The organism is Woeseia sp. D3-10 (assembly GCF_055809415.1).
Window position 1 is genome coordinate 2,490,365 of the sequence record NZ_JBVVTW010000007.1, and the last position, 23,007, is coordinate 2,513,371.

22 protein-coding genes are annotated in these 23,007 nt (G+C 57.4%); 14 read left to right on the forward strand and 8 right to left on the reverse strand.

Going from position 1 to position 23,007, the window contains the following annotated elements:
- The first annotated feature begins 49 nt into the window (after positions 1–49).
- Positions 50–667, forward strand: coding sequence for a DNA-3-methyladenine glycosylase (locus AC0L8N_RS11465; RefSeq protein WP_473667788.1), 618 nt, complete (start codon positions 50–52; stop codon positions 665–667).
- Here AC0L8N_RS11465 and AC0L8N_RS11470 read toward each other — a convergent pair.
- The 3 genes from AC0L8N_RS11470 to AC0L8N_RS11480 form a co-directional block, all read right to left on the reverse strand.
- Positions 601–1,944 (reverse strand): APC family permease, encoded by a 1,344-nt coding sequence (locus AC0L8N_RS11470; protein ID WP_473667789.1) that lies wholly within the window; start codon positions 1,942–1,944, stop codon positions 601–603. The genes AC0L8N_RS11465 and AC0L8N_RS11470 overlap by 67 nt on opposite strands.
- A 231-nt stretch (positions 1,945–2,175) precedes the next feature.
- Positions 2,176–2,562 carry a hypothetical protein gene (locus AC0L8N_RS11475; protein ID WP_473667790.1) on the reverse strand — a complete coding sequence of 129 codons (387 nt, stop codon included), beginning with the start codon at positions 2,560–2,562 and terminating at the stop codon, positions 2,176–2,178.
- A gap of 226 nt (positions 2,563–2,788) precedes the next feature.
- Positions 2,789–3,319: a VOC family protein gene (locus AC0L8N_RS11480; RefSeq protein ID WP_473667791.1), complete on the reverse strand. Its 531-nt coding sequence runs from the start codon at positions 3,317–3,319 to the stop codon at positions 2,789–2,791.
- 118 nt (positions 3,320–3,437) lie between these two features.
- On the opposite strand from AC0L8N_RS11480, the gene AC0L8N_RS11485 reads away from it, so the two are divergent.
- A complete protein-coding gene (locus tag AC0L8N_RS11485) occupies positions 3,438–4,220 on the forward strand; it encodes an SDR family NAD(P)-dependent oxidoreductase (protein WP_473667792.1) in 783 nt (260 codons plus the stop codon).
- Positions 4,221–4,327: 107 nt separating this feature from the next.
- Here the strand turns inward: AC0L8N_RS11485 and AC0L8N_RS11490 are convergent, their stop codons facing one another.
- Genes AC0L8N_RS11490 through AC0L8N_RS11500 form a run of 3 tightly spaced genes read right to left on the reverse strand, consistent with a single transcriptional unit; the run spans position 4,328 to position 8,577 of the window.
- A complete protein-coding gene (locus AC0L8N_RS11490; RefSeq protein WP_473667793.1) occupies positions 4,328–6,151 on the reverse strand; it encodes an ABC transporter ATP-binding protein in 1,824 nt (607 codons plus the stop codon).
- An 11-nt stretch (positions 6,152–6,162) separates the two neighbouring features.
- Positions 6,163–6,294, reverse strand: coding sequence for a hypothetical protein (locus AC0L8N_RS11495; RefSeq protein WP_473667794.1), 132 nt, complete (start codon positions 6,292–6,294; stop codon positions 6,163–6,165).
- A gap of 3 nt (positions 6,295–6,297) precedes the next feature.
- Positions 6,298–8,577 carry an NADP-dependent malic enzyme gene (locus tag AC0L8N_RS11500; protein WP_473667795.1) on the reverse strand — a complete coding sequence of 760 codons (2,280 nt, stop codon included), beginning with the start codon at positions 8,575–8,577 and terminating at the stop codon, positions 6,298–6,300.
- A gap of 531 nt (positions 8,578–9,108) precedes the next feature.
- On the opposite strand from AC0L8N_RS11500, the gene AC0L8N_RS11505 reads away from it, so the two are divergent.
- The gene (locus AC0L8N_RS11505; protein WP_473667796.1) at positions 9,109–9,708 is read left to right on the forward strand and encodes a superoxide dismutase; all 600 of its coding nucleotides are present in this window, start codon (positions 9,109–9,111) and stop codon (positions 9,706–9,708) included.
- A 199-nt stretch (positions 9,709–9,907) separates the two neighbouring features.
- Here the strand turns inward: AC0L8N_RS11505 and AC0L8N_RS11510 are convergent, their stop codons facing one another.
- Positions 9,908–10,381, reverse strand: a complete 474-nt coding sequence (locus AC0L8N_RS11510; RefSeq protein ID WP_473667797.1) for a MarR family winged helix-turn-helix transcriptional regulator — start codon at positions 10,379–10,381, stop codon at positions 9,908–9,910.
- Positions 10,382–10,650: 269 nt separating this feature from the next.
- Here AC0L8N_RS11510 and ectA point away from each other — a divergent pair, with 269 nt between their 5' ends.
- The 9 genes from ectA (at position 10,651) to AC0L8N_RS11555 (ending at position 18,150) form a co-directional block, all read left to right on the forward strand.
- Positions 10,651–11,217 (forward strand): diaminobutyrate acetyltransferase, encoded by a 567-nt coding sequence (ectA, locus tag AC0L8N_RS11515; RefSeq protein WP_473667798.1) that lies wholly within the window; start codon positions 10,651–10,653, stop codon positions 11,215–11,217.
- A gap of 33 nt (positions 11,218–11,250) precedes the next feature.
- Positions 11,251–12,561 (forward strand): diaminobutyrate--2-oxoglutarate transaminase, encoded by a 1,311-nt coding sequence (gene ectB, locus AC0L8N_RS11520; RefSeq protein WP_473667799.1) that lies wholly within the window; start codon positions 11,251–11,253, stop codon positions 12,559–12,561.
- A 17-nt stretch (positions 12,562–12,578) separates the two neighbouring features.
- Complete coding sequence (locus AC0L8N_RS11525) at positions 12,579–12,971, forward strand: ectoine synthase (protein ID WP_473667801.1); 393 nt, start codon at positions 12,579–12,581, stop codon at positions 12,969–12,971.
- Positions 12,972–13,022: 51 nt separating this feature from the next.
- Positions 13,023–14,489, forward strand: a complete 1,467-nt coding sequence (locus tag AC0L8N_RS11530) for an aspartate kinase (protein ID WP_473667803.1) — start codon at positions 13,023–13,025, stop codon at positions 14,487–14,489.
- Positions 14,490–14,532: 43 nt separating this feature from the next.
- Entirely contained in the window at positions 14,533–15,966 is a 1,434-nt protein-coding gene (locus AC0L8N_RS11535) for a sodium/proline symporter (RefSeq protein WP_473667804.1), read from the forward strand.
- A 62-nt stretch (positions 15,967–16,028) separates the two neighbouring features.
- Positions 16,029–16,292: a hypothetical protein gene (locus tag AC0L8N_RS11540; RefSeq protein WP_473667806.1), complete on the forward strand. Its 264-nt coding sequence runs from the start codon at positions 16,029–16,031 to the stop codon at positions 16,290–16,292.
- Positions 16,293–16,315: 23 nt separating this feature from the next.
- Entirely contained in the window at positions 16,316–16,762 is a 447-nt protein-coding gene (locus tag AC0L8N_RS11545; protein WP_473667808.1) for a hypothetical protein, read from the forward strand.
- 157 nt (positions 16,763–16,919) lie between these two features.
- On the forward strand, positions 16,920–17,759 hold the full coding sequence (locus tag AC0L8N_RS11550; RefSeq protein ID WP_473667809.1) for an FAD-dependent oxidoreductase: 840 nt from the start codon (positions 16,920–16,922) through the stop codon (positions 17,757–17,759).
- Position 17,760: 1 nt separating this feature from the next.
- The gene (locus AC0L8N_RS11555) at positions 17,761–18,150 is read left to right on the forward strand and encodes an FAD-dependent oxidoreductase (RefSeq protein ID WP_473667810.1); all 390 of its coding nucleotides are present in this window, start codon (positions 17,761–17,763) and stop codon (positions 18,148–18,150) included.
- A 97-nt stretch (positions 18,151–18,247) separates the two neighbouring features.
- Here the strand turns inward: AC0L8N_RS11555 and AC0L8N_RS11560 are convergent, their stop codons facing one another.
- On the reverse strand, positions 18,248–20,302 hold the full coding sequence (locus tag AC0L8N_RS11560; RefSeq protein WP_473667811.1) for an outer membrane protein assembly factor BamB family protein: 2,055 nt from the start codon (positions 20,300–20,302) through the stop codon (positions 18,248–18,250).
- A 317-nt stretch (positions 20,303–20,619) separates the two neighbouring features.
- Between AC0L8N_RS11560 and AC0L8N_RS11565 the strand changes: the two genes are divergently transcribed.
- Complete coding sequence (locus AC0L8N_RS11565) at positions 20,620–22,068, forward strand: alanine/glycine:cation symporter family protein (protein WP_473667812.1); 1,449 nt, start codon at positions 20,620–20,622, stop codon at positions 22,066–22,068.
- Between the two features lie 3 nt (positions 22,069–22,071).
- Positions 22,072–23,004 (forward strand): dihydrodipicolinate synthase family protein, encoded by a 933-nt coding sequence (locus AC0L8N_RS11570; RefSeq protein ID WP_473667813.1) that lies wholly within the window; start codon positions 22,072–22,074, stop codon positions 23,002–23,004.
- The last annotated feature ends 3 nt before the right edge of the window (positions 23,005–23,007 follow it).

Here is a 23,007-nt window from a genome sequence, read left to right on the forward strand (position 1 = left end):
CGAGTATGCCCTTACAATACCCCAGCTCTGCAAGCTGGCGAAGGCCCGAATGAAATTAGCGTCGCGTTTCTATTGTCGACAAGACGTGCTCATGATCAGTCGTGAACTGCTTGGCAAGTTGCTCTGTACCAGGTTCGATGGTGTCGAGTCTAAAGTCATGATCACCGAAACCGAAGCCTACGCAGGTATTAGTGATCGTGCGAGTCATGCATATGGCGGCCGGCGCACGGCGCGTACCGAGATCATGTACGGCGAGGGTGGTATCGCCTACGTGTACCTTTGCTATGGCATCCATCATCTCTTCAATGTGGTAACGAATGCGGCGGGAATTCCGCACGCGGTATTAATCCGTGCAGCGCTGCCCTGGACGGGTCTGAGAACTTTGCAGCAGCGGCGTGGTCGAGGCGATGCCGGACCGAAGTTGATGCCGGGGCCCGGCACTGTCGCGCAGGCACTGGGAATTACGACGACATTGTCAGGCGTTTCGCTGCAGGGCCCGGATGTATGGATAGAGGACGCGGGCGTAAAGGTACCGACTTCGCAGATCCTGGCAGGTCCTCGTATCGGGGTCGATTACGCGGGCGAAGACGCCAGTCTGCCTTACCGTTTCGTCTGGTCGGGGGCTTCCGACACGGCAGTACGACCGTGCCGCGCAGACAACACATAAAACAGCAAGCCGCTGGCAATAACGGCAAGACCGAACAGGCCCTCGTGCGGTTTGTTCAATAGCACAAAGGTCAGTGTCCAGGCCGTGAGCATTAGATAAATAATTGGTGGCAGTGGGTAGGCGAAGGTACGAAACGGTCGCGGCAGATCGGGTTGGCGAATTCGCAGTACAAACACGCCGAGCACGGTTGCGAAACTGTTCAGTGCGAGCGTGAAGCCTGCGAATACGAGTATCGATTCAAACGTTGAGGTAAGGATGAACGCCAGCGTCAGTAGCGCCTGTAAGTAGATTGCGTTCGATGGAATGCCGTCTTTATTCGTCTTTGCGAGCAAGGACAAGCCGCGAAAATCTTCGCCGATCACTTGCAACACTCGCGGTCCGGCAATTGTCATTGCGCTGACAGTTGATACCAGCAACAGCGCGAGTACTACTCCCGTGAATCGGCCGGCAATGTCGCCAAACGCGGCATCGGCGGCGATATAGCCAACTTCCACTTTGCCGGTCATGCTTTCCATCGGCGCAACAGCAAGAAACGTGTAATTCAGCGCGACGTAGAGCACAGTCACGACCAGTGTGCCGCCCATCAGTATCCACGGCAGCGTGCGCTGCGGGTTTTCGAGTTCGCTGCTGAGATAGGTGGCGGCATTCCAGCCGGTGTACGCGTAGCTGACGTAGATCAGCGAAACGGCAAACGCGCCGCTCAGCATCAGCGCGCCGTCACCGCTGGCTGGCAGGAAGTTGACGGGTTGCACGGCGGGCGCGATGGACACGGCTGCCACGCAGAACACGACGATGACCAACACTTTCAGAACAGTGAACAGCCATTGCAGGCCGCCGCTACCGCGCCGGCTGCCGGCGTGGACAAAGGTCAATAGAATGACGAGTCCTGAGGCGAGGCCCTTCTGCAGCCACTCGTTCGGTTCGTCCAGCAGCGCGGACGTTGCGTAGGCGGCAAAGGTAATGGCCGCCAGCGCGGTCGGCGCGGCGAAGCCGATAGTTGCCGATACCCAGCCGGAAACGAACCCGGCCGCCGGGTGATAGATGCGCGACAAAAAATTGTACTCGCCACCAGAGCGAGGCAACGCGGCACCGAGTTCGGCGTAGGTCATGGCGCCACAAACTGCGGCCAGACCGCCGATTGCCCACAGCGCCAGGAGCACAAAGCCGGAGCGCAATTCGAGCAACTGAAAGCCGAGACTGGTGAAGACGCCCGTGCCAACCATATTGGCGATGACCACGGCGGTGACCGTGGGGTAGCGAAATTTGCTGCTCGACATGCGGTCACCACCTGGGCAATTCAGCGCTGCTTATTTTTGTTGTGAGCTGCCCGGTATGTGCGTACGCAGTGCCGGCATGCCCGGCTCGGCAATGACCCGCGCCGGTGTCCCGGCAATGTCGCTGGTGGCGAATTGGCAGGCAAGCCGGGAGATCTCAACCGAGCTTTCGTTGCTGTCGATGGTAAACCATGTGCGGCCGCGCGTAACGCTATTGCCCGGCAGAAGGCCGGCTTACTTGCCGGTACTGGCGCTCATCGTTTGTGTGGAAGGGTTCCCAGCCGCTGCGCCCGACGCGTCGGTTTTCGCGATCAATGCCAGGCGTGCCTGTTGGTAGCGAATTCGGATTCGGTGTTGTTCCGCTTCCTGCAGTCGGGCCCGGAGCGTGCTTAGTCGGCGGCCATGGTTTTGCACGCCGGACCGGGCATCGGTGTTCTTGTCGGTTTCTCGCGGCGGCGCTGCCAAGGCTGCATCCTGCTGCAGTCTTCGGTACTCCGCAGCAGCGGCTTCGGCGAGTTGTTGCTCGGCCTTGGCCACAGCTGGGCCGGTTTCGTCAGATTGGGCGGTGGTTATCGCTGGCAGTAACAGGCCGAGCAGAATAATTAGTGTGGAGGTTTTCATAGTGGTTCCGGCAGTCATTTGCTGAGCAAATTGTGCCGGGACTTTTTGCAACGGACGGGTATTGTCACAATCTTTGACAGTACGGGGTACCAGAGAAAGCGAGGGTCAGGGCAGGGTTCGACGGTTAGTGGGCGTTGTCGTGGATCAGGAGTGCAATCGGGATGCCGTCACCGAGCGGGAGTGTCTCGAGATCATGGGTACGTGCGCGAAAGTAGCTCAGCGGCGCTCAGGCAGCGGCAGACTCGTAAGGTTCGAAGCGTCCGCCTTCCAGTTCAATGACGTCTTTCAGTGAGTAGCGGAAGAATTTGGCGCTGGTGCCGTCGGCAAAAGTCACGAACCATGGCCGGCTGAACGCACCGTGTTCTTTCAATCCACTCAGCGCATTCCGGTGCCGTTCCGCGAAGGTGTCATAAGCATAGCCAAGGACGAATCCGATGTGTTCCAGACCCATCGGGTACTTGTCGTCGGACAGTGTTGGTATCAGCTCTATCAGCGAGACACGGGCTTCGTCGTCCAGTCTCAACGGCTCCGCGAGCAGCAGCTTGTTGACCGGGCGACCGCCTCGAATGTCTTCCACTTCGGACACGCAATGCGGGCGCAATGCGTCGCGGGTTTTCTCGTACTCAGCGATGGACGGTGAGCGTACAGCGAGATGACTGATCGGGCTGCCAGCAATATTGATGCCGCGAGCATTCAGTTGCCGCACAACGTCAGCATAGAAATTCTGATAGTCGCCAAGTATTTCGTGCAGTTTCATGACACCGGCTCCATTCACTGGTTCGTGTCGACGGTAGCAGTCTACAATGCCCGGGAGAACAAACAATTGGTTTGATGGCCATAACTTTAAGTGACCCAACCCCGCTCGGAGCCCCGTCATGAACGTACCCGCATTTAGCGAACTGCTCGATTTCAGCGGTCAGTCTGTTGTTGTGACTGGTGCAGCTCAGGGCATTGGCGCGGCCATCGCCTTGCGCTTTGCAGAAGCGGGTGCGCGGGTGCTGATTCATTACCGCAGTGGTGCAGAAGAAGCGGAACAACTCGCGCAGACAATACGCAAAGACGGTGGTGAGGCCAGCACAATGGCGGCCGAACTAAGTGATGCCGGCGAGGTTCGCAAGCTCATGGCAAGAGCCGTCACTGACTACGGGGCAATTGACGTGCTCGTCAATAATGCCGGCAGCTTCCCGAATGCGGCATTCCTCGATATGAGTTACGAAGATTGGTCCGGGATGTTGCGTTCCAATCTTGACTCGGCCTTTCTTTGTTCGCAGGCGGCGGCGCGGCACATGAAAACGGCCGGCGGCGGTGCAATCGTCAATATTGCGTCTATTGCTGCTTCGAGCCCGGGGCCGGAGCACAGTCATTACAACAGCGCCAAAGCGGCTGTCGTGATGCTGACCCGTTCAGCGGCGCAGGAGCTCGGTGCCTTTGGTATCCGCGTGAACGCCGTGTCTCCTGGCGTGATCGGCCGACCCAGTATCGAAGAGCAATGGCCGGATGGTGTGGAGCGCTGGCAGGACCGGGCGCCGCTGCAACGGCTCGGCCAACCGGAAGACGTCGCCGATGCGTGTTTATTCCTGGCGTCACCGGCAGCACGCTGGGTTTCCGGCCACAACCTGATTGTGGACGGGGGAATCATGGCGGCCAGCATTTACTGAGGCTCGCTAGTCGTGCTGGCTCCACAGTGCAATTGCGCTCTCCGTATTCATTGCGGGCGCTGCTGCATTCTCTGGCTCAAGGGACCGGTGCGAAACCCTCCGACAGGCTACTGATAGCCTTTGGCCTGCAGGTCGAACAGATGAGCGTACTGTCCTCCCCTGGCTAGCAACTCACTGTGATTGCCGCGTTCAATAATGCGACCATGCTGCATAACGATGATCTGGTCCGCGGCACGCACGGTCGAGAAGCGATGTGAAATGAGGATCGTCATTTTTTCGCGACTCGATTGCCGGAAGTGATCGAAGACTGCGGCCTCGGATGCTGCATCCATTGCGGCGGTGGGCTCGTCCAGCACGAGGATATCGGCCTCGCTGCGCATGAACGCGCGGGACAAGGCGATTTTCTGCCATTGACCGCCTGACAATTCGCGGCCACCTTTGAACCAGCGACCCAGTTGCGTGTGATAACCCTCGGGCATGTCCTCGATAAACGGTGCGGCCATGCCGGTCTTCGCAGCGCCTTCCCAACGCGCTTCGTCATCGATGTAGCGCACGTCGCCGGCACCAATGTTTTCACCCACCGAAAACTGGTAACGACCGAAGTCCTGAAAAATGACGCCGACCCGACGACGCAGCGCCTCGACGTTCCAGTCACTGAGCGACAGTCCGTCAAGGAAGACTTCACCCGCCGTGGGCTCGTATAGCCGGGTCAGTAATTTGATAAGCGTGGTCTTGCCGGAGCCGTTCTCGCCAACCAATGCCAAGCTCTGACCAGGACGTATCTGCAGATTGATATCGTCCAGCGCTTTCTCTGCCGCGCCCGGGTAAGCAAACGACACGTGCCGGAATTCTATGCCGCGTGACGGGTCTGGTCCCTGATCCGCCTCGCCATCGCGACTGGGTACTTCCTGCGCGAGGTACTCATAGAGATTGGACAGGTAAAGATTGTCTTCGTACATGCCGCTGATCGCAGTCAGGCTGGCACTGACCGCCGACTGACCCTGGCGAAACAGCATCAGGTACATCGTCATCGCGCCCAGGGTTATTTCGCGGCTGATCGTCGCGACCACGATCCACACGTAGGCGCCGTAGAACGCCGCTGTGGATAGCAGGCCCAGCACAAAGCCCCAGCCATCCCGCCGCAAGGTCAGTTTGCGATCCTCGATAAACAGCTTGTTGAAAATATCCCGGTACCGTTGCAACAGCCGCGGCCCGAGCTGAAACAGTTTGACCTCCTTGACACCGTCTTCCCGCGCAATAACCGTTTCCAGATACATCTGCATCCGGGTCTCGGGTGACCGCCAGCGGAACAGGCGAAACGCATCGCCTGAAAATTTTGCTTCCGCAAAAAATGACGGCAAGCCCGCACCGATCAGAATGACTACGGCCCAGGGTGAAAAGCTGTACAGCAACGCGGCATAACTGCTGAGAGTAATAGCGTTCTGAACAAGGCCGAATGTCCGGTTGACCAGGCTGAGTGGGCGGCTCGAAGCTTCGCGTCGGGCTTGTGTCAGCTTGTCGTAGAACTCTGAGTCTTCGAAGTGCGCGAGCTGCAGGGTCAGCGCTTTCTCGAGAATCATCACGTTGACGCGTTGTCCGAGCAGTGCGCGCAACAGAGATTGGCTCGCTGAGATGCCGCGTTGACTGGCGGCAACGCCAATTACCAGCAAGGCTTCGGCCCCGAGCAAGCGCAGCACGTGGGTCGTATCTGGCTGCTCAGCCGCCATAGCGGCGACCACTCCGTCAACGATTAGCTGACCCACCCAGGCAATTGCCGCCGGCAGGATGCCCGCGGTCAACGTCAGGATTGCCAGCACGACGGTAAGGACCGGGCTAGTACTCCATACGAGGTGCAGCGCACGGTGGCTGTAGCGAAATACGCCTAGAAACCGGGTGCAAAAGCCGGCCGCCTGTTCGCTGTTATCGGTCATGTTTTCTCCGGTCAAACGGCCGCGGCATTGGCGACGTAGTTCTGTCCAGGTTCGCGCCGACCGCTGGTATGCGGCAGGCCGGCGCGAGTGGCGAACGCGGCGACAATAACGATGATCTGATCGCTAGCCGTAAGACCAGTCAACACTTATTCGTTGTGTGCGCGCTGCCACGCGTCCGCAACGGCGATAGCGCTCATATTGAAGATACCTTTGGCGGTCATCGATGGCGTCACTATGTGTGCCGACATTGCGGTACCGGAAAGAATTGGGCCGATGAATAACGCGTCAGTTATTGAACGGATCAGTTCCATCGCAATATTTGCTGTGTCGAGATTGGGCATGATCAGCAGGTTGGCGCGCTCGGTCAGTGTTGAATTGGGGTCCAGTGTCTTGCGTATGGATTCGTTCATCGCCGTCAACGCATGCATTTCGCCGTCAACCTCAAGGTCTGGAGCCCGTTCCTTAATAATGCGCGTTGCGTCGCGCATCTTGCGTGCAGAGGGTGCTGCCGATGAGCCGAAGTTGGAATGTGAGAGCAATGCAACTTTTGGTTTGATTCCGAAGCTTTGTACACGTTCCGCACTCGCGAGGGTCATGGCGACAAGCTGCTCAACGCCAGGATCAACCGAAATAAATGCATCGGAAATAAACAGCGGACCGTCCGGCAGAAACAGGACGGACATTGACGAGACCTTATGGCTCGATGCTTCCGAGCCGATGATTTCTATGATGTCCTGCAGGTGATGGTCGAAGCGTCCAATCGTTCCGCACAGCAGTGCATCGGCCTGTTTCATGGCAACCATGCAGGCAGCAATAACGGTGCTGTTGGTGCGCATCACTGTCTTGGCGGCCGACACGGAAACACCTTTTCGGCTGACCCGCGAATGGTAAAACTGCCAGTAGTCGCGGTAACGCGGGTCATTTTCAGGATCGACCAGTTCGAAGTCGTGCCCGGCCCGCATGCGCAAACCCAGTCTGCTGATACGTTCATCGACGACGGTCGCACGGCCGATAACAACCGGAAAGGCAATTCGTTCATCGATCACGGTCTGAATTGCACGCAGAACTACCTCGTTCTCACCTTCTGCGTAGACCAGGCGTTCAGTATCGCGTTTGGCAACGTCGATCACCGGTTGCATAAACATAAACGAGCGATGACTGAAGCTGCGCAAGGTATTTCGATAGGCATCCAGATCCGCAATCGGTCGGGTGGCTACCCCGGAGTCCATGGCGGCCCGCGCTACGGCCAGCGACACTTCTTCCATCAGTCGAAGGTCGAATGGTTTTGGTATGACGTAGTCCGGGCCGAAGGTCAGCTCTTCCCCCTGGTAGGCATTCGCCACTTCGTCGGTTGACTCAAGCTGCGCGAGGTTGGCTATGGCGTCGACGCAGGCGATTTTCATTTCATCGTTGATTTTGGTGGCGCCAACATCGAGGGCACCGCGAAAAATAAACGGAAAGCACAGGACGTTATTGACCTGATTGGGGTAGTCGGAGCGGCCCGTGGCAATAATGGCGTCCGGTCGCGCCGCTATCGCCACTTCCGGCAGGATCTCCGGTGTTGGGTTGGCCAGTGCCAGGATCAGTGGCCGGTCGCCCATTTTCTTGACCATGTCCGCGCTCAGCACGTTCGGCGCTGACAGGCCGAGGAATACGTCCGCGCCGTCGATGGCCTCATCAAGTGAGCGCAGCTCGGTATCACGTGCGAATCGCGATTTGTACGGGTTCATGTCGACTTCGCGACCCGCGTAGACCACGCCGTGCAGATCGCACAGGGTAATGTTTTCCATTGGCAGGCCTTGTTTCACCAACAGATCGAGGCATGACAGACTGGCTGCGCCGCCACCGGTCGAGACGACCTTGATGTCCTGAAGGTTCTTGCCAACGATTTTCAATCCGTTTTTGATGGCGGCGCTGACAACGATAGCCGTGCCGTGCTGGTCATCATGGAAAACCGGGATGTTCATGCGGGCATCGAGTTTTTCCTCGACGATAAAACATTCCGGCGCTTTGATATCTTCGAGATTGATTGCGCCAAAAGTGGGTTCGAGTCGGGAAATGGTTTCCACGAGCTTATCGGGGTCGTTCTCGTCTACCTCGATATCGAAGGCGTCGATGCCGGCAAATTTCTTGAACAGGACAGACTTGCCTTCCATGACCGGTTTCGCCGCCAGCGGGCCAATGGCGCCAAGTCCGAGTACGGCGCTGCCGTTGGTGATGACGCCGACCAGATTGCCTCTCGCCGTGTATCTGGCCGCAAGTGCCGGATCTTCCTTGATGCGTACGCAGGGGAAGGCAACGCCCGGCGAATAGGCCTGCGCAAGGTCAAGCTGGTTGGTAAGTGGCTTGGTCGGAGTGACGGTCAGTTTGCCGGCCGGATGGCGCTCGTGATAGCGCAGCGATGCCTCTTCGAGTGGATCTGACATTGGATTCTGGTTCCCGGAATTGCGATGGCTGACGCCGCAGCGCCAGGGGCCGTCGATCATAAACCAATCCAGCATGGCCAATGTACCCTTCGGGCACATGCGGGCCGTAAGTTTTGCAACAGCCTTGCAAGATATACCGCTGCAACTGGCAAGTTTTTGCGGATTGGGCTGCTGTATCACCTCTGCTGTCGCTGGCATGGAAACTGCAACAGAATTGGCACAGTGAAAATATCTGCGGTGCGGCGGAGATGAGCCATGCAGAAGTTTGCGTTGTGGACAGCATTTTTGATGTCGCCGTTGCCGGCGTAGCAGAAGCCGCGTCGAATAAGCGACTGAACGCGATGGCGGCGTCAATCATGAGCAGCGTTCGGCAATGGACGATGCCACAGACATCGCACGACGTAGCTGCAAGGTGTGCGAGGAAAATTCGCCCCGGAGAACACTGACTGCTGAATGCCGGACGCGGTCGCGATAGACTGCGCCTTTGTTCGGACACACTTTTTACCGTTATCTATCAGTTCTGGAGAAATCATGAAGTTTGAAATGAAACCGCTGCCTTATGCGTACGATGCCCTGGAGCCGCATATCAGCGAGCAGACCGTCAAGTTCCACTACGACAAGCACCACACCGGCTATATGACCAAGTTGAAAGGGCAGCTTGCCGGTACGCCTGACGCGCAGAAGAGCCTGCAAGAGATCGTCGAGACGTCTAGCGGCGGTGTGTTCAATCTGGCTGCGCAGATCTGGAACCATGACTTCTATTGGCAAAGCCTCGCGCCGAACGGTGGCGGTGAGCCGGGCGGCGAACTCGCTGAGATGATCACGGCTGCGTTTGGTGATTTCGCGACGATGCGTGGCAAGCTGAAGGACGAAGCGCTGGGGCACTTCGGTTCGGGTTGGGCCTGGCTGGTATTGAGCAAGGACAACAAACTGGAAATTTGCAGCACACACGATGCGGAAAACCCCTTACGCGCGGGCGCTACGCCGCTCCTGACGGTCGACGTCTGGGAGCACGCGTACTACCTCGATACGCAAAACGATCGCGGTGGTTACCTGGATCGCGTGCTCGACAATCTGCTGAACTGGCAGTTCGCCGAAGACAATCTCAGCGCGGCTCGCAAAGCCGGCTAACTGACGGCTGCGGCTACATACAGTCGTGAGAAATACCGGCCCTCATAGCGGGGCCGGTTATTTCGTTTGCAGGCCTGGCCGGCAAAGTGCCTGTGACACTTGAGTTGAGCGCTGGCACTTCAAGTGACCGGAGTCGGATCGTTCGCTTTCATCGCTGCTGTATAGTGCGTGCCCTGCGCCACGCGCGCCTGACGTCGGCCTAACGATCAATATCACCCACATCAAGTACCGGCGCAGCGTCGAGTGCGCCTGCGTCCAGCATTGAAGAAACCTGTTCCAGCGCCGCAACCAGCATCGATTGTTGCCAGTCGTCGAGCGCTTCGAAACTGGCGGCGAAACGATCATGTAGCAGGTCGGGCGACTGCTCAACCCGGTCGCGGCCGGCCGCGGTCATCTCAATCCAGTTGCGGCGCCGGTCTTCGGTATCGCGGCGTCGGGTGACAAGCCCGGCGTCCACCAGTTTGTCGACCAGCGAGGTCACCGTGGCCTGAGTTAGGCGTACTCCGCGAGCGACGGTGCTGGGCAACGCTTTGCCTTCCGCGGCCACGATCTGCAAAACGATCAGCTGTGATGGCGTCAGTCCAGTCTGACTGGCCAGTTGTCGCGCATTCAACTCGGTCGCGCGCAGAATGCGCCGCAAGGCGACGAGTGCACTCTCTGATCGGTTTTCCATGGTTCTCACAGGCACCTGTTCCCGGTGGCGCGATTGTGGCTGGAATGGGCCCTTCGGCGCCAGTCCCGCAGTCAAATTCTTGTCATGTTAATTTGATTAACTAAATATTGATTAAGGCTCTATTTCGGCCCGCTGATTCTTTTTGTTAGGAATGGCCCAATTTTTCACTTTAAAAACGAATATTTACCCTCATGTCCCTGTGTCGTCTGCTCGAGCCACATCAGGGCGGTTCACCTTTGCCGGTAAAATTGTTAGACTATCGAAGTAATATGGACATTACAGCTAACAGATCCCCGGCCGCCATTGCCGGCGCCGCAAGGACCGTGTTGCGAAAACCAACTGGCCAGGACGGCGTTGCCATCAATGGCCTCATCGCGGCGTGCCCACCTCTCGATCAAAATTCGCTGTATTGCAATTTGTTGCAATGCACGGACTTTGCGGACACCTGCATCGTTGCGGAACGTGCCGGGCGCATTGTCGGCTGGATTTCCGCATACCGCCCCCCTGCCGCGACGGACACGCTGTTCATCTGGCAGGTGGCTGTGCACGAGGACGCCCGCGGATCGGGTCTGGCGGGGCGCATGCTTGACGGTTTGCTGGAGCGCGATGAGTGCGCGGATGTCGTCCGTCTGCAGACGACGATCACACCGGACAATGAAGGCTCTTTTGCATTGTTCCGTTCACTGGCGGCGCGTATCGATGCGCCGTTCCACGAGGCTGCTGGCTTCGAGAAACAAGCCCATTTTCAGGGACTGCATGACAGCGAACGGCTGATAACCATCGGCCCTGTTCAGGGCGCCGGCGCGCGAAAACGCGCGCTCCGATCTGCGTCCTGAATTCAATAACGAATTACCCAGAGGATCACCATGGTGAACAACAATACGCTGCCGGAACATAGACCGGCCGTCGAAACGTTTGAGCTGCTTGAGTCGCAAGTGCGCAGTTATTCGCGCAATTTTCCGGCGATTTTCAATAAGGCCAAAGGCGCACAGCTAGAAGGTGAAGGCGGAGTTCAGTACCTCGACTTCCTGATGGGATGTTCGACACTGAATTACGGTCACAATCACCCTGTACTGAAAGACGCGCTGGTTGACTACATAAGCGGCGACGGCATCACTCACAGCATGGACATGCACAGTGACGCCAAAGAACGGTTCTTGTTCGAATTCCATGAAACCGTGTTGAAGCCGCGCAATCTGGATTACGTTCTGCAGTTTCCTGGCCCCACCGGTGCCAATGCTGTCGAGGCAGCATTGAAGCTCGCACGCAAGGTCACCGGGCGCACCAATGTCATCTCTTTCACCAACGGCTTTCACGGTGTAACGCTCGGCGCGTTGGCGGCGACCGGTAATGAACATCACCGCGGAGGAGCAGGCATTGAGCTCGGTGGCGTTACCCGCATGCCGTACGACGGCTACATGGGCGATGACATTGATACAGCGGACTATCTCGACAAAGTATTGAGCGATCCCTCCAGCGGCATTGATGCACCTGCGGCTGTCATCGTTGAAACGGTTCAGGGCGAGGGCGGATTGAATGTCGCCAGCAATGACTGGCTACGAAAGGTGGCCAAGATTACGCGCAAGCACGGCGCGCTGTTCATTGTTGATGATATTCAGGCGGGTGTAGGTCGCTGTGGTTCGTTCTTCAGTTTCGAGGCGGCCGGCGTCAAGCCGGACATCGTAACGCTGGCCAAGTCGTTGTCCGGCTACGGCCTGCCAATGGCGCTGGTGCTGATCAACCGTGAATACGATAAGTGGTTGCCAGGCGAGCACAACGGCACTTTTCGTGGCAACTGCCATGCCTTCGTAACCGCGCGGGCCGCACTTGAACACTTCTGGCGCGATCGCAAGGGTTTCGAGGCATCCATTGCCCGAAGTGCTGCACAACTCGAACAGGGTCTGCGATCTATTGCGAGCAAAAACGGATCGAGCAAGCTGACGCTTAAAGGGCGCGGCATGATGCGCGGCCTGGAAATGCCCAGCGGGAAATTTGCGGCGGCAGTGATCAAGAAATGCTTCCAGAACGGTTTGATCATTGAGTCAGCCGGTCCAAATGACGAGATCGTCAAATGTCTGGCGCCGTTAACCATCACCCGGGACGAATTGCAGAACGGCCTCGACATTCTCGGCAAAGCTGTTTCGGCAACAGCGGCCGAATACGACCGTGCTGCGGCCTGACACCGAGGAAACAGAAAATGATTATCAGGGACTACAACGAAGCCAAAAATACCTCGCGCAAAGTCGAGGCGGAAGGCTGGACCAGCGTGCGCTTGCTGTTGAAAGAAGACGGCATGGGTTTCTCATTTCACATCACGACGATTCATGCTGGCGCGGAACTGCCGATGCACTACAAACGGCACCTTGAGTCAGTCTATTGCATGTCGGGCAAAGGCAGCATCGAAAGCCGGGTGACGGGTGAAGTGACGCAAATCAAACCCGGAATTTGTTACGCGCTCGATCAGAACGATCCGCACATCCTGCGCGCCGAAGAAGACATGCAGATGGCCTGTGTGTTCAACCCGCCTGTTACCGGCAAAGAAGTTCATGACGCCAGCGGGGCCTATCCGTTGACAGCCGATGATGCTTGAAACATCAACGCGCCGAACTTTCATGCTCCTGATGAGGCACTTGAGAAGCAGATGAGCACGCAGTCAGAAAACCAGCATACGGTCGAGAAAATCGGCGGTACATCGATGGCCGATACCGAATCCGTTCTGAACAATATTTTCATCGGTACGCGAACGGGCAGCGATCTGTATCAAAGAATATTTGTCGTTTCGGCTTACGCTGGAATTACTGACAAACTGCTGCGCCATAAAAAGACCGGTGAGCCCGGTGTGCACGCCCTGTTTGCCGATGCTGAATCCGACTGGGCATGGGGCGATGCATTGAGCAAAGTCGGCGCCGACATGACTCGAATCAATGCAGAAATATTCGGCGATCACGCCGATCGGCGAACCGCTGATCAGTTCGTCAAAGAGCGCATTGAAGGTGCCCGCAGCTGCTTGCTTGACTTGCACAGGCTGTGCTCTTACGGACACTTCAGTTTGTCCGAACATATGAATACCGTGCGGGAAATGCTCTCGGCACTGGGCGAGGCGCACAGCGCTCACAACACGTCACTGTTGTTACAGCAGCACCAGGTGAACGCCATATTCGTCGACCTCACCAATTGGCGAGACGATGAGCAAGTGTCTTTGGACGAGAAAATCAGCGGTGCGCTGGCCGAGATCGATCTTGCCGCTACGCTGCCAATCGTTACCGGCTACGGTCACAGCAAAGACGGCGCAATCATGAACTATGGCCGCGGTTACACTGAGGTCATATTCTCGCGTGTTGCGGTACTGACCGGCGCGCGTGAAGCGATAATCCACAAAGAATTTCACCTTTCAAGCGGTGACCCGAAGCTGATCGGGGAAGACAAAGTTCGCAAGATTGGCCGCACTAACTACGATGTCGCCGATCAGCTTTCCAATATGGGGATGGAGGCGATACACCCAAGCGCCGCCAAAGGCCTGCGGCAGGCGAGAATACCGCTCCGTATCAAGAATACGTTCGATCCTGATGATGCCGGCACAGTCATAAGCGGCAACTACACGTCGGAAGATTCGCGAACCGAGATGGTTACCGGGATCAAGAGTGTCTATGCGTTGGAGTTCTTCGAGCAGGACATGGTCAGAGTCAACGGCTATGACTCGGCGATCCTGGAGGCACTCAAGAATCACCGGCTGCGAATTATCACCAAGACCTCAAACGCCAATACCATTGCGCACTATATCGAAGGGCCGCTCAAGGCCGTCAAACGCGCCACCGTGGAACTGGCAGAGCGCTATGAGTCTGCGACGATCACTGTACGCAAAGTAGCTATCGTCTCGGCGATAGGTAGCGACCTTGAAGTTGAAGGCCTGACTGCACGCGCTGTAAACAGCCTGGCTGCTGCAGGAGTCAACTTGCTGGGTGTCCACCAGCTTATTCGCAACGTCGATATTCTGTTTATTGTCGCCGAAGACGACTACGAGACCGCGATCGTTGCGCTGCACAAAGAACTGGTGGAAAACGCCGACAAGGTTGCGGTTGGTGACGAATGCGCGACGCGTGCTGCGTAGCTTTGCGGACCTCCATTGAAACTGGCTGCAAGGCGATGCTGAAATGATCGAAGCAAGCTTTGCGATGTTTCTTCTGTTGTTCGTGGGTGTCGGCCTTGCTTCTGCCATGCGGGCGAAGAAGTCACGCAATGACTACTACCTGGCAAGCCGGGAAATCAAGCCATGGCTGGCTGGTCTGTCGGCGGTTGCGACCAATAACTCGGGCTACATGTTCATCGGCGTTATCGGTTTCACCTATACGGCGGGAACGGCTGCAGCTTTGTTAATGACGGGCTGGATACTCGGCGATTTCATTGGCTCTCTGTTCATTCACAAACGACTGCGTGAACACACTGAATCGACCAACGAAGCGTCGTTCGCTGCAGTGATGGCGCGTTGGCACGGTGAAGAGTTTGCCGTTTGGCGACGTATTGCTGCGCTCATCATGTTGATCTTCCTCGGCTCTTACGCCGCGGCGCAGATCAGTGCCGGCGGCAAAGCTTTGCAAGGCGTGCTCGGCTGGGACCCTGTTTACGGTGCGATTGCCGTTGCTGCGATGGTGCTGGCCTACAGTGTTGCGGGTGGCATACGCGCGTCCATGTGGACCGATGTCGCGCAATCGATGGTGATGTTGGCGGCGATGTCGACGATGCTGGTCGTTGCTGTACAAGGCAAGGGAGGCATTGACGCCACAGTCTCGCAACTGGCCGAGATCCCGGGTTATCTGGATGTCTACCCGGACGATATGCTATTGCCCGGCCTTGCGGGTGTCGCAATTTTTATCATTGGCTGGATGTTCGCTGGTTTTTCGGTGGTCGGCCAACCGCACGTCATGGTTCGCTTCATGGCGTTGGACGATGTCAAGAACCTGAATCGGACCCGGTTCTGGTATTACAGCTATTTCATCAGTTTTTATCTGCTAGCGACCGGCGTTGGCATGCTGTCGCGCTTGTACCTGCCTGAGCTTGGCGATCTCGATGCCGAGCTTGCATTGCCAACCATGGCGCTGGAACTATTGCCGGACTTCTTCGTCGGCATGGTGTTGGCGGGTATTTTTGCGGCGACGATGTCGACCGCAGATTCACTGGTCCTGAGTTGTTCGGCTGCCGTGACGCACGATCTGGCACCGTCGAGGCTGGAAAAAAGCTGGCAGATGAAAGCAGTCACTGCATTCGTGGTTGCCCTTGCACTCGGTATGGCGGTTAGTGGTTCGCGTAGCGTGTTTCAACTCGTCATCATGTCCTGGTCGGTGCTCGCGTCGGCCTTCGCGCCGTTGTTGACCTTGCACGTAATGGGGCGGCGGATTTCCGAGCTAGGGGCCATCGTGGCCATGTTGGCGGGCGTGTCGACAGCGGTCGTCTGGCGTCTGCTCGAATGGCACAACATGTTGTACGAAGGTCTGCCGGGTATTCTCGTTGGCCTCACTGTTGCGCTGCTCTATTCCTCAGCCAAAGCGAATCAGCCGGGCTTTGCCGCAGCGTTGCTGCGCAAAACCTGATTCTGCGCCCCGGCACGCGGATTCCCGCGTCGCCTCACTATTTTTTTCACGAAGGAGTCCGTATGTTAACCGTGAGCCAAGCTGCGTTACAAAAATTTGATGACACAATAAACACGATGAGCGAGAGCCCTGATGCCGGGCTTTGCCTGCGCATGGTTCGCAACGAAGAATCGGGTCTCGCGTTGTCGCTGGAACCGGTGCACAGCGATGATACGACCTTTGAATACGAAGGCCGCACAGTGCTCGCTGTTCCGGATGCCTTCGCTGAGTTTTGCGACGACATGCAGCTGGATATTGACGAGACCGGCAATCTGACACTCGCTTAAGCTCCAGGAGTACCTGTACTCATATGAAGATACAAAGTGACTTTACGGTTCGACTTGGCGGCAATAGCTATACCGACACGCCACACCTGCTGGCATGCAAGGGCGAACCAGTGCTGACGGTCAGGCGCGCCACGACGAGCGGTGATCTGAAAGTTTCCATCGATATCTACGACGAGCAAGGTCACGAACAAGCGGCCGTGCGCGAGACCGGCCTGGTCCGCGGTGACCCGGAATCGTTCAGTATCAGCGTTACGGAAAACCAGTTTGAGGTGATCGATTGCCGGCGCCATCGGGTGGTCTGCAACATTCGTCGCCGGGCAAACGCGCGCGACACGGACATCGACGTGTCCTTACTCTTGCACACGCCGGACGGTTTCCTCGTGCACGCAAACCCGGATCAGACCAATCTGCGTATTCGCTCGAGTGAAGAAACCTTGCGCGGCCGGGACGCGGCTCTCAAGATCAACTGACGCGTCGCCGTAGCGGCACAGCCGGGTGATCTAACGCAACTCGCAATCGGATTGCAGATACGCCCTTGCCCGCAGTGGCCCGCGTGGCGTGTGAATGTGTTGAGTGAAAGGCCGTTGCGCACTTACCATGCGCGCTTCAGGAAAAAGGCTGACTTCTATGCGAGTTGTTGTGTTGGGCGCCGGGATCGTGGGTATGACCAGTGCCTATTCGCTGGCCATGCGGGGCTTCGAGGTCACGGTTATTGATCGCGCCAACGCTGTGGCAGCCGGTGCGAGTTATGCCAACGGCGGCCAACTTTCCTACAGCTTCACGGATGCATTGGCTCGCCCATCGTTTTTATCCGGTATTCCCGGCCTGCTGTTGGGACGCGATCCGGCTATACGCGTCCGACTCCTGACTCGCCCCGGGTTGCCAGCTTGGGGTCTGCGATTCCTGCGCCAATGCACCCACAAGCAGGCGCGCAACAACACGGTTGCCGTGCTTGAACTGGCGATGCGATCTGCAAGTCGGATGGCAATGATTGGTGAGCAAACCGGGATCAGTTTCGCCCATAAAAGAGACGGCAAACTTGTGTTGTTGCCGGAAGGCGCAGACCTGGACGTTAGTCGGCAAACGATTTCGCTGAAGAAGCGCTACGGATGCGAGACGGAAATGCTGAGCATGGCCGAAGCTATGGCACTGGAGCCCGCAGTTGAGGCGATGACCGGCAGGTATTCAGCAGCACTCTACTCGGCGAAGGATGAGACCGGCGATGCGCGTGTATTCACAGCAGGTCTTGCGGACTGGCTGCAGCGCAACAAAGGCTTGACGCTGCGTTTGGGTGAAACGGTCAACGGCTTGTTGCGTGACGGTGACCGTGTTGTGGGCGTGCTGACCAGCAACGGTGAGCTGAAGGCGGATGCCGTCGTAGTGTGCCTTGGCGCGCGCAGCGCCGGCATTCTGCAAGACGTTGGGGTCTCGAGTACCCATCTATCCGGTTCGCGGCTACAGCCTTAGCGTGCCGCGAGGGGCAGCCGCGCCACGTATCAGTATCACCGACCTGAAACGGCGCATTCTCTACAGCCCACTGGCTGACAAGCTGCGAGTTTCAGGTTTCGCTGATTTCGTCGGTTTTAGCGAGCGCGATGATGCTGCCCGTGTCGGGCTGTTGCGAACAATGGCCAGTGAAACGGCGCCACAGGCAGCGATTTATGACGATCCACAATGGTCACCGTGGGCAGGCTCGCGACCCATGACGCCGGACGGGAGGCCCCGCACCGGCGCCTGCGATCTTGCGGGATTGTTCATCAATTGCGGGCACGGAATGCTCGGCTGGACGCTGGCCGCAGCGACCGGGCACGATCTTGCCGAGGTGGTCGCGAAGTCGCTTCGCGCTCGCAAAGCATAAGCCCGGATCAGGTAAAGACCAGTAACAAGCGCGGCGCTGAAGAGAAACCCCGGCGGCAAGCCGGGGCTACTATCGTCTCCCCAGCAACGCCTGCGGGTTACTCGTAAAGTGCGAGTGCCGTTAGTGTCGGGCCGGTCTGCGCGATGATGTACTGTCGGCCTTTATGCATATAGGTCATCGTGCCGTACCGTGTGCGTTCTGACATCTCGACTTTGCCCACGGTTTCGCCGGTTGCTTTGTTGAGGGCGAACAATGCCGGCGTGCCATCGGATGACTCCGATGCGTAGATGAGCAGCGACTTGGTCAGGGTCATTGGTGCCATTCGGCCAGTACCGGTGTTCGGGATATCCATACCGGCCAGATCAGGATGATTGAGGACGCGTTCCGGCGTTTCACCTACAGGCGACATCCACACGTGTTCACCGGTGTTCATGTCGATTGCCGTAATCCGGCTGTACGGCGGTTTGAACAACGGCAAATCGTCCGGGCCGCGCACACCGTCCGGTCGCAGCACGGCATAGCGCGCTATGGTGGTGCCGGTTGGTGCTTCCAGCAGTTTGTCGCGTTCTTCACCAGGCGCAATGATGCGCGATGAACAGGCCTTGTGCGAGGTTACGTACAGGATGCCCGTTTCCGGATCAGCGGTGTTCGGGCCGTCGATGTTAACCCCACCTGTATCGCCGGGGCACCACAGAGCAGCCTTATAGCCTTCGTCGTTATCGCGGTGCAGCGGTGGATTGAACAAGGGGCCGATTTTGTAATCTTTCAGATTCTCAATCGCACTGGCACGCAGTTCGTCGCTATAGTCGATCAGGTCATCGTGTGTTAACCCCTGCATTTCGTATGGCGCGGGTTTGCTTGGAAACGGCTGCGTCGGCGACAAATGTTCACCCGGTACGGTTGATGCGGGTACCGGCCGTTCTTCAATGGGCCAGACTGGCTCGCCGGTTTCGCGGTTGAACGTGTACGCGAACGATTGCTTGGTGGTTTGTACGACGATAGGTACTTTCCTGCCGTCGACCGTGACGTCCATGAGTACCGGTGCCGTCGGTGTGTCGTAGTTCCAGATGTCGTGGTGCACCATCTGGTAGTGCCAGATGCGTTCCCCGGTCTTGACGTCCAGCGCGATCAGACTGGTAGAGAACAGGTTGTCACCCGGGCGAAAGCCGCCGTAGAAATCCATGGTCGCGCCGTTGGTCGGAACGTAGACGATGCCGCGTTTCGGGTCAGCTGACAGTGGTGCCCACGATGAAATATCCCCTGTCCATTTCCAGGCATCGTTTTCCCAGGTGTCGTGGCCGAATTCCCCAGGCTTCGGGATGACATTAAATTTCCACAGAAACTCACCTGTACGTGCGTCGTACCCCAGTATGTCTCCGGGAATATTTTCGATGCGTGACTGGTTGTAGCCCTGCTCCGCAGAATTGCCGACAACGATGACGCCGTTCACAACAATCGGTGGGGACGACGAAGTAATGTAGCCGGTTTCGAGTGCGATGCCCTCGTACGGGTCGTACTCATGACCAAGGTCGGCAAGCATGTCTACAACGCCGGTGTCAGGAAAGTCGTCGATGGGTACTTTGCTGCCGAACCCTTCGAGTGGTCGACCCGTTTCAGCGTCCAGTGCTGTCAGGAAAAAAGCGGGTGAGACGATGTAAATGACTCCACGGCCGTCAATTTCAGCGTACGCGACACCTTTGCCGTAGTCCTTGCGCATCGAGTATTCCCAGCGCGGTGTTCGTGGTTCAACGTACGACCAGATCAGTTCGCCATTCGCAGGGTCGAGTGCAACGACGTGCCGGCGTGGTCCAGCGACGGTGTACAGACGGCCATTAATGTAACTCGGCGTGGAACGACCGCTGGCGGCATTGAAACTTGCACCGCTCCAGCTCCACACTTCTTCAACGTCGGCAAAATTGTCGGCGTTGATTTGTTCGAGTCCGGAATAGCGTGTGTGCGCGGCATCGCCGCCCAGGTATTGCCACTGACCGTTGCTGTTGCCAGGCCCTTCGGTCACGATGCCTGGCTTGTCGGCCGCAGCAGTTGTTGCATGATCAGCGGCAGAGCATGCGCTGAGGGCAGCAAGCGCCGCAGTCAAGATTAGTGCGTAATGTGCCCGCTTGGGCATCGACATCAAAGAATGCTTGTTCATGAAATCCCCCTGGTCGATTGGTGGGTCTTTGCCCGGTATATCATCCGCCAGTTCCGCGCTGAGCTTGCTTGGCGCGCGTCCTGCGGACATGTTTGGCAATCGCAGTTGCGAGCATGTTGCACGGATTGTTCATGTTGCCAATGTACGATAAACGCTCAATCGTTGGATGGCAAAACCCGCGTTTGATACAGTCAAGCGCTGCCATGGCGACACCGGTCGCGACCCGGTTAGTGAGTTTCCGCTGTAATCGATATCGCCGACTGTTGCAGCCGTTACCGACGCTGTGCGTTTGCGACATACGCCCCGGGGGGGAGCGCATGCTTGATTCGTTCTTGAAGCTCATCAATTCGATCAGTGCCGCCATGTGGGGGCCCTGGACGATGATCTTCATTGCGCTGGTTTCCATCTATCTGACGATCAGGAGCGGCTTTTTTCAGGTCAGCCATTTCGCTTATATCTGGCGTCGTACGTTCGGCACATTGTTCGCCGCCACTGATGGCAGCCCAACGCGGCGCATGCGTATCACGCCGTTTCAGGCAACGGCTACATCATTGGCCGGTACGGTCGGCATGGGCAATATGGCCGGCGTTGCAACGGCGTTGTCCATCGGTGGGCCGGGCGCTATTTTCTGGATGTGGTTGCTGGCGTTCTTTGGAATGATCTCAAAGACAGCCGAGATTACGTTTGGCGTTCACTACCGTGACATCGATGCCGAGGGCCGGGTGCACGGTGGTCCCATGTTCTATATCCGTAAAGCACTGGGCTGGAGATCACTGGCGGCGCTGTTCAGTGTAGGCGTCACGATCAATTGCCTGTTCAGTTCTTCGATGTTGCAGGCACATACCGTTGGCCGTGCACTGGATGCCAGCTACGGTATCAATCCCTATCTCATAACCGGTGTCATGGGCGTGGTGACCGCGATAGTGGCTATCGGTGGAGTGCAACGCATAGGCCGGTTTTGTCAGGCTCTGGTGCCGCTGATGACGGTCTTGTACCTCGGTAGTAGTTTGGTCGTTGTCATTGCCAACAGCGCAGAGATTCCTGCCGTCTTCGCCGATATTTTCCGTTTCGCTTTTGCCCCGGCACCGGCAATGGGCGGTTTCGCCGGCGCCGCCGTCGTGGCCGCCATACAGATGGGCATGGCGCGCGGCATGTTGTCGAACGAGGCAGGGCTGGGTACATCGCCGATGGTGCACGCGAACGCGCAAACTCCGCACCCGTTTCAGCAGGGCATGTGGGGCGCGGCAGAAGTCTTTATCGATACCACGGTCGTTTGCACGGTAACCGCGTTGGCGATTTTGTCGACCGGCGTGCTGGCGAACGGCAGCTCCGGTATCGAGATGTTGCTGGAAGCCTATTCCAGTTTCTATCGACCTGAAGTGGCGAAGGCGTTTATTTCCATCGCCATCCTTACGTTTTGTCTTTCTACGCAGATCGGTTTCTTCGTCTATTTCAAAACCGCCGTGGAGGATTTGATAGGAGCCCGTGCTTTTCGCCTGGTTCGCTGGCTGTACTTCATACCGGGTGTTGTGTTCGCGGGAGTAACCAACGTCGATCAGCTTTGGGCATTCGCCAATATTTCAGTTGCGGCAAGCGCCATTCCGAACCTGGTTGCGCTACTCATGTTGAGCGGCGCGTTTCTCGCTCTGATGAAAGACTACATCAGCGGTACGAACCGTTATTCAACGGACGTAAGTGATCGCCAGGGTCGCTATGTACAAGTGGCCGCGGCCGGGAAACCAGTGAACGAATCGAAGGAGCCGTAGTGTATGGCAACACAGAGACTTAACGAGCAGGCAGCGGGAGTCTTCATTATATCGGCGACGCCGTTCACGGATAATGGTTCGCTGGACTTGCAGAGTGCTGATCGGCTGATCGAGTTCTATATTGAGCAAGGTGTGTCGGGCATTACGGTGCTCGGCATGATGGGCGAAGCGCACAAGCTGGCAGCCGACGAGTCCGTCGCGTTCCTCAAGCGAGTCCTGCAGCGTGTTGCTGATCGCGCCCCGGTTGTGGTGGGTGTTTCGAATGCCGGCATGGACAACCTGGTCAAACTCGCGCACACGGCGATGGAGGCGGGTGCGGCAGGCGTCATGGTTGCGCCAAGCGCAGGATTAGGTACCGAAGCGAAGTTGTTGAGTTACTTCCGGCAGGTTTTTGCCGGCTTAGGTGAGTCAGTGCCTGTCTGTTACCAGGACTATCCCTTCGTTACCCGTTCGGAGATTTCAGTTGGCACCTTCAATCAACTGGTCGTCGATTACCCGCAACTGGTCATGCTCAAACATGAAGAATGGCCGGGCCTTGGCAAATTGAGTGCCGTGCGCAAGGCGTCTGCAGAAGGCTTGCGACGAGTGGCTGTACTGGTTGGCAACGGTGGCCTGTACCTGCCACAGGAGCTCGCGCGGGGTGCGGACGGTGCAATGACCGGCTTTGCTTACCCCGAAATGCTCGTTGAGGTCGTAAGGCTGTGGCAGCAAGGAGAGCATGACAGAGCGGAAGATCTTTTCGATGCTTACCTGCCGCTGGTTCGGTACGAACAGCAGCCGGGTTTCGGGCTGGCATTGCGCAAGGAGGTTTTACGCAGACGAGGCGCCATAGCCACGGCACATGTGCGCGCGCCCGGACCGCAGCTCAGTGCAACCGATCTTGATGAACTGACACGGCTGATCACGCGTGTCGAGAAAAACCTGGAGGCAATGTAGGTC

Excerpts from the sequence above, each read along its gene's own strand:
- AC0L8N_RS11485 (WP_473667792.1), top strand. The coding sequence starts at position 3,438 with ATGAACGTACCCGCATTTAGCGAACTGCTCGATTTCAGCGGTCAGTCT.
- AC0L8N_RS11525 (WP_473667801.1), top strand. The coding sequence starts at position 12,579 with ATGATTATCAGGGACTACAACGAAGCCAAAAATACCTCGCGCAAAGTC.
- ectA (WP_473667798.1), top strand. The coding sequence starts at position 10,651 with ATGGACATTACAGCTAACAGATCCCCGGCCGCCATTGCCGGCGCCGCA.
- AC0L8N_RS11565 (WP_473667812.1), top strand. The coding sequence starts at position 20,620 with ATGCTTGATTCGTTCTTGAAGCTCATCAATTCGATCAGTGCCGCCATG.
- AC0L8N_RS11530 (WP_473667803.1), top strand. The coding sequence starts at position 13,023 with ATGAGCACGCAGTCAGAAAACCAGCATACGGTCGAGAAAATCGGCGGT.
- AC0L8N_RS11550 (WP_473667809.1), top strand. The coding sequence starts at position 16,920 with ATGCGAGTTGTTGTGTTGGGCGCCGGGATCGTGGGTATGACCAGTGCC.
- AC0L8N_RS11570 (WP_473667813.1), top strand. The coding sequence starts at position 22,072 with ATGGCAACACAGAGACTTAACGAGCAGGCAGCGGGAGTCTTCATTATA.
- AC0L8N_RS11465 (WP_473667788.1), top strand. The coding sequence starts at position 50 with ATGAAATTAGCGTCGCGTTTCTATTGTCGACAAGACGTGCTCATGATC.
- AC0L8N_RS11475 (WP_473667790.1), bottom strand. The coding sequence starts at position 2,562 with ATGAAAACCTCCACACTAATTATTCTGCTCGGCCTGTTACTGCCAGCG.
- AC0L8N_RS11560 (WP_473667811.1), bottom strand. The coding sequence starts at position 20,302 with ATGAACAAGCATTCTTTGATGTCGATGCCCAAGCGGGCACATTACGCA.
- AC0L8N_RS11480 (WP_473667791.1), bottom strand. The coding sequence starts at position 3,319 with ATGAAACTGCACGAAATACTTGGCGACTATCAGAATTTCTATGCTGAC.
- AC0L8N_RS11500 (WP_473667795.1), bottom strand. The coding sequence starts at position 8,577 with ATGTCAGATCCACTCGAAGAGGCATCGCTGCGCTATCACGAGCGCCAT.
- AC0L8N_RS11510 (WP_473667797.1), bottom strand. The coding sequence starts at position 10,381 with ATGGAAAACCGATCAGAGAGTGCACTCGTCGCCTTGCGGCGCATTCTG.
- AC0L8N_RS11505 (WP_473667796.1), top strand. The coding sequence starts at position 9,109 with ATGAAGTTTGAAATGAAACCGCTGCCTTATGCGTACGATGCCCTGGAG.
- AC0L8N_RS11540 (WP_473667806.1), top strand. The coding sequence starts at position 16,029 with ATGTTAACCGTGAGCCAAGCTGCGTTACAAAAATTTGATGACACAATA.
- AC0L8N_RS11545 (WP_473667808.1), top strand. The coding sequence starts at position 16,316 with ATGAAGATACAAAGTGACTTTACGGTTCGACTTGGCGGCAATAGCTAT.
- AC0L8N_RS11535 (WP_473667804.1), top strand. The coding sequence starts at position 14,533 with ATGATCGAAGCAAGCTTTGCGATGTTTCTTCTGTTGTTCGTGGGTGTC.
- AC0L8N_RS11470 (WP_473667789.1), bottom strand. The coding sequence starts at position 1,944 with ATGTCGAGCAGCAAATTTCGCTACCCCACGGTCACCGCCGTGGTCATC.
- AC0L8N_RS11490 (WP_473667793.1), bottom strand. The coding sequence starts at position 6,151 with ATGACCGATAACAGCGAACAGGCGGCCGGCTTTTGCACCCGGTTTCTA.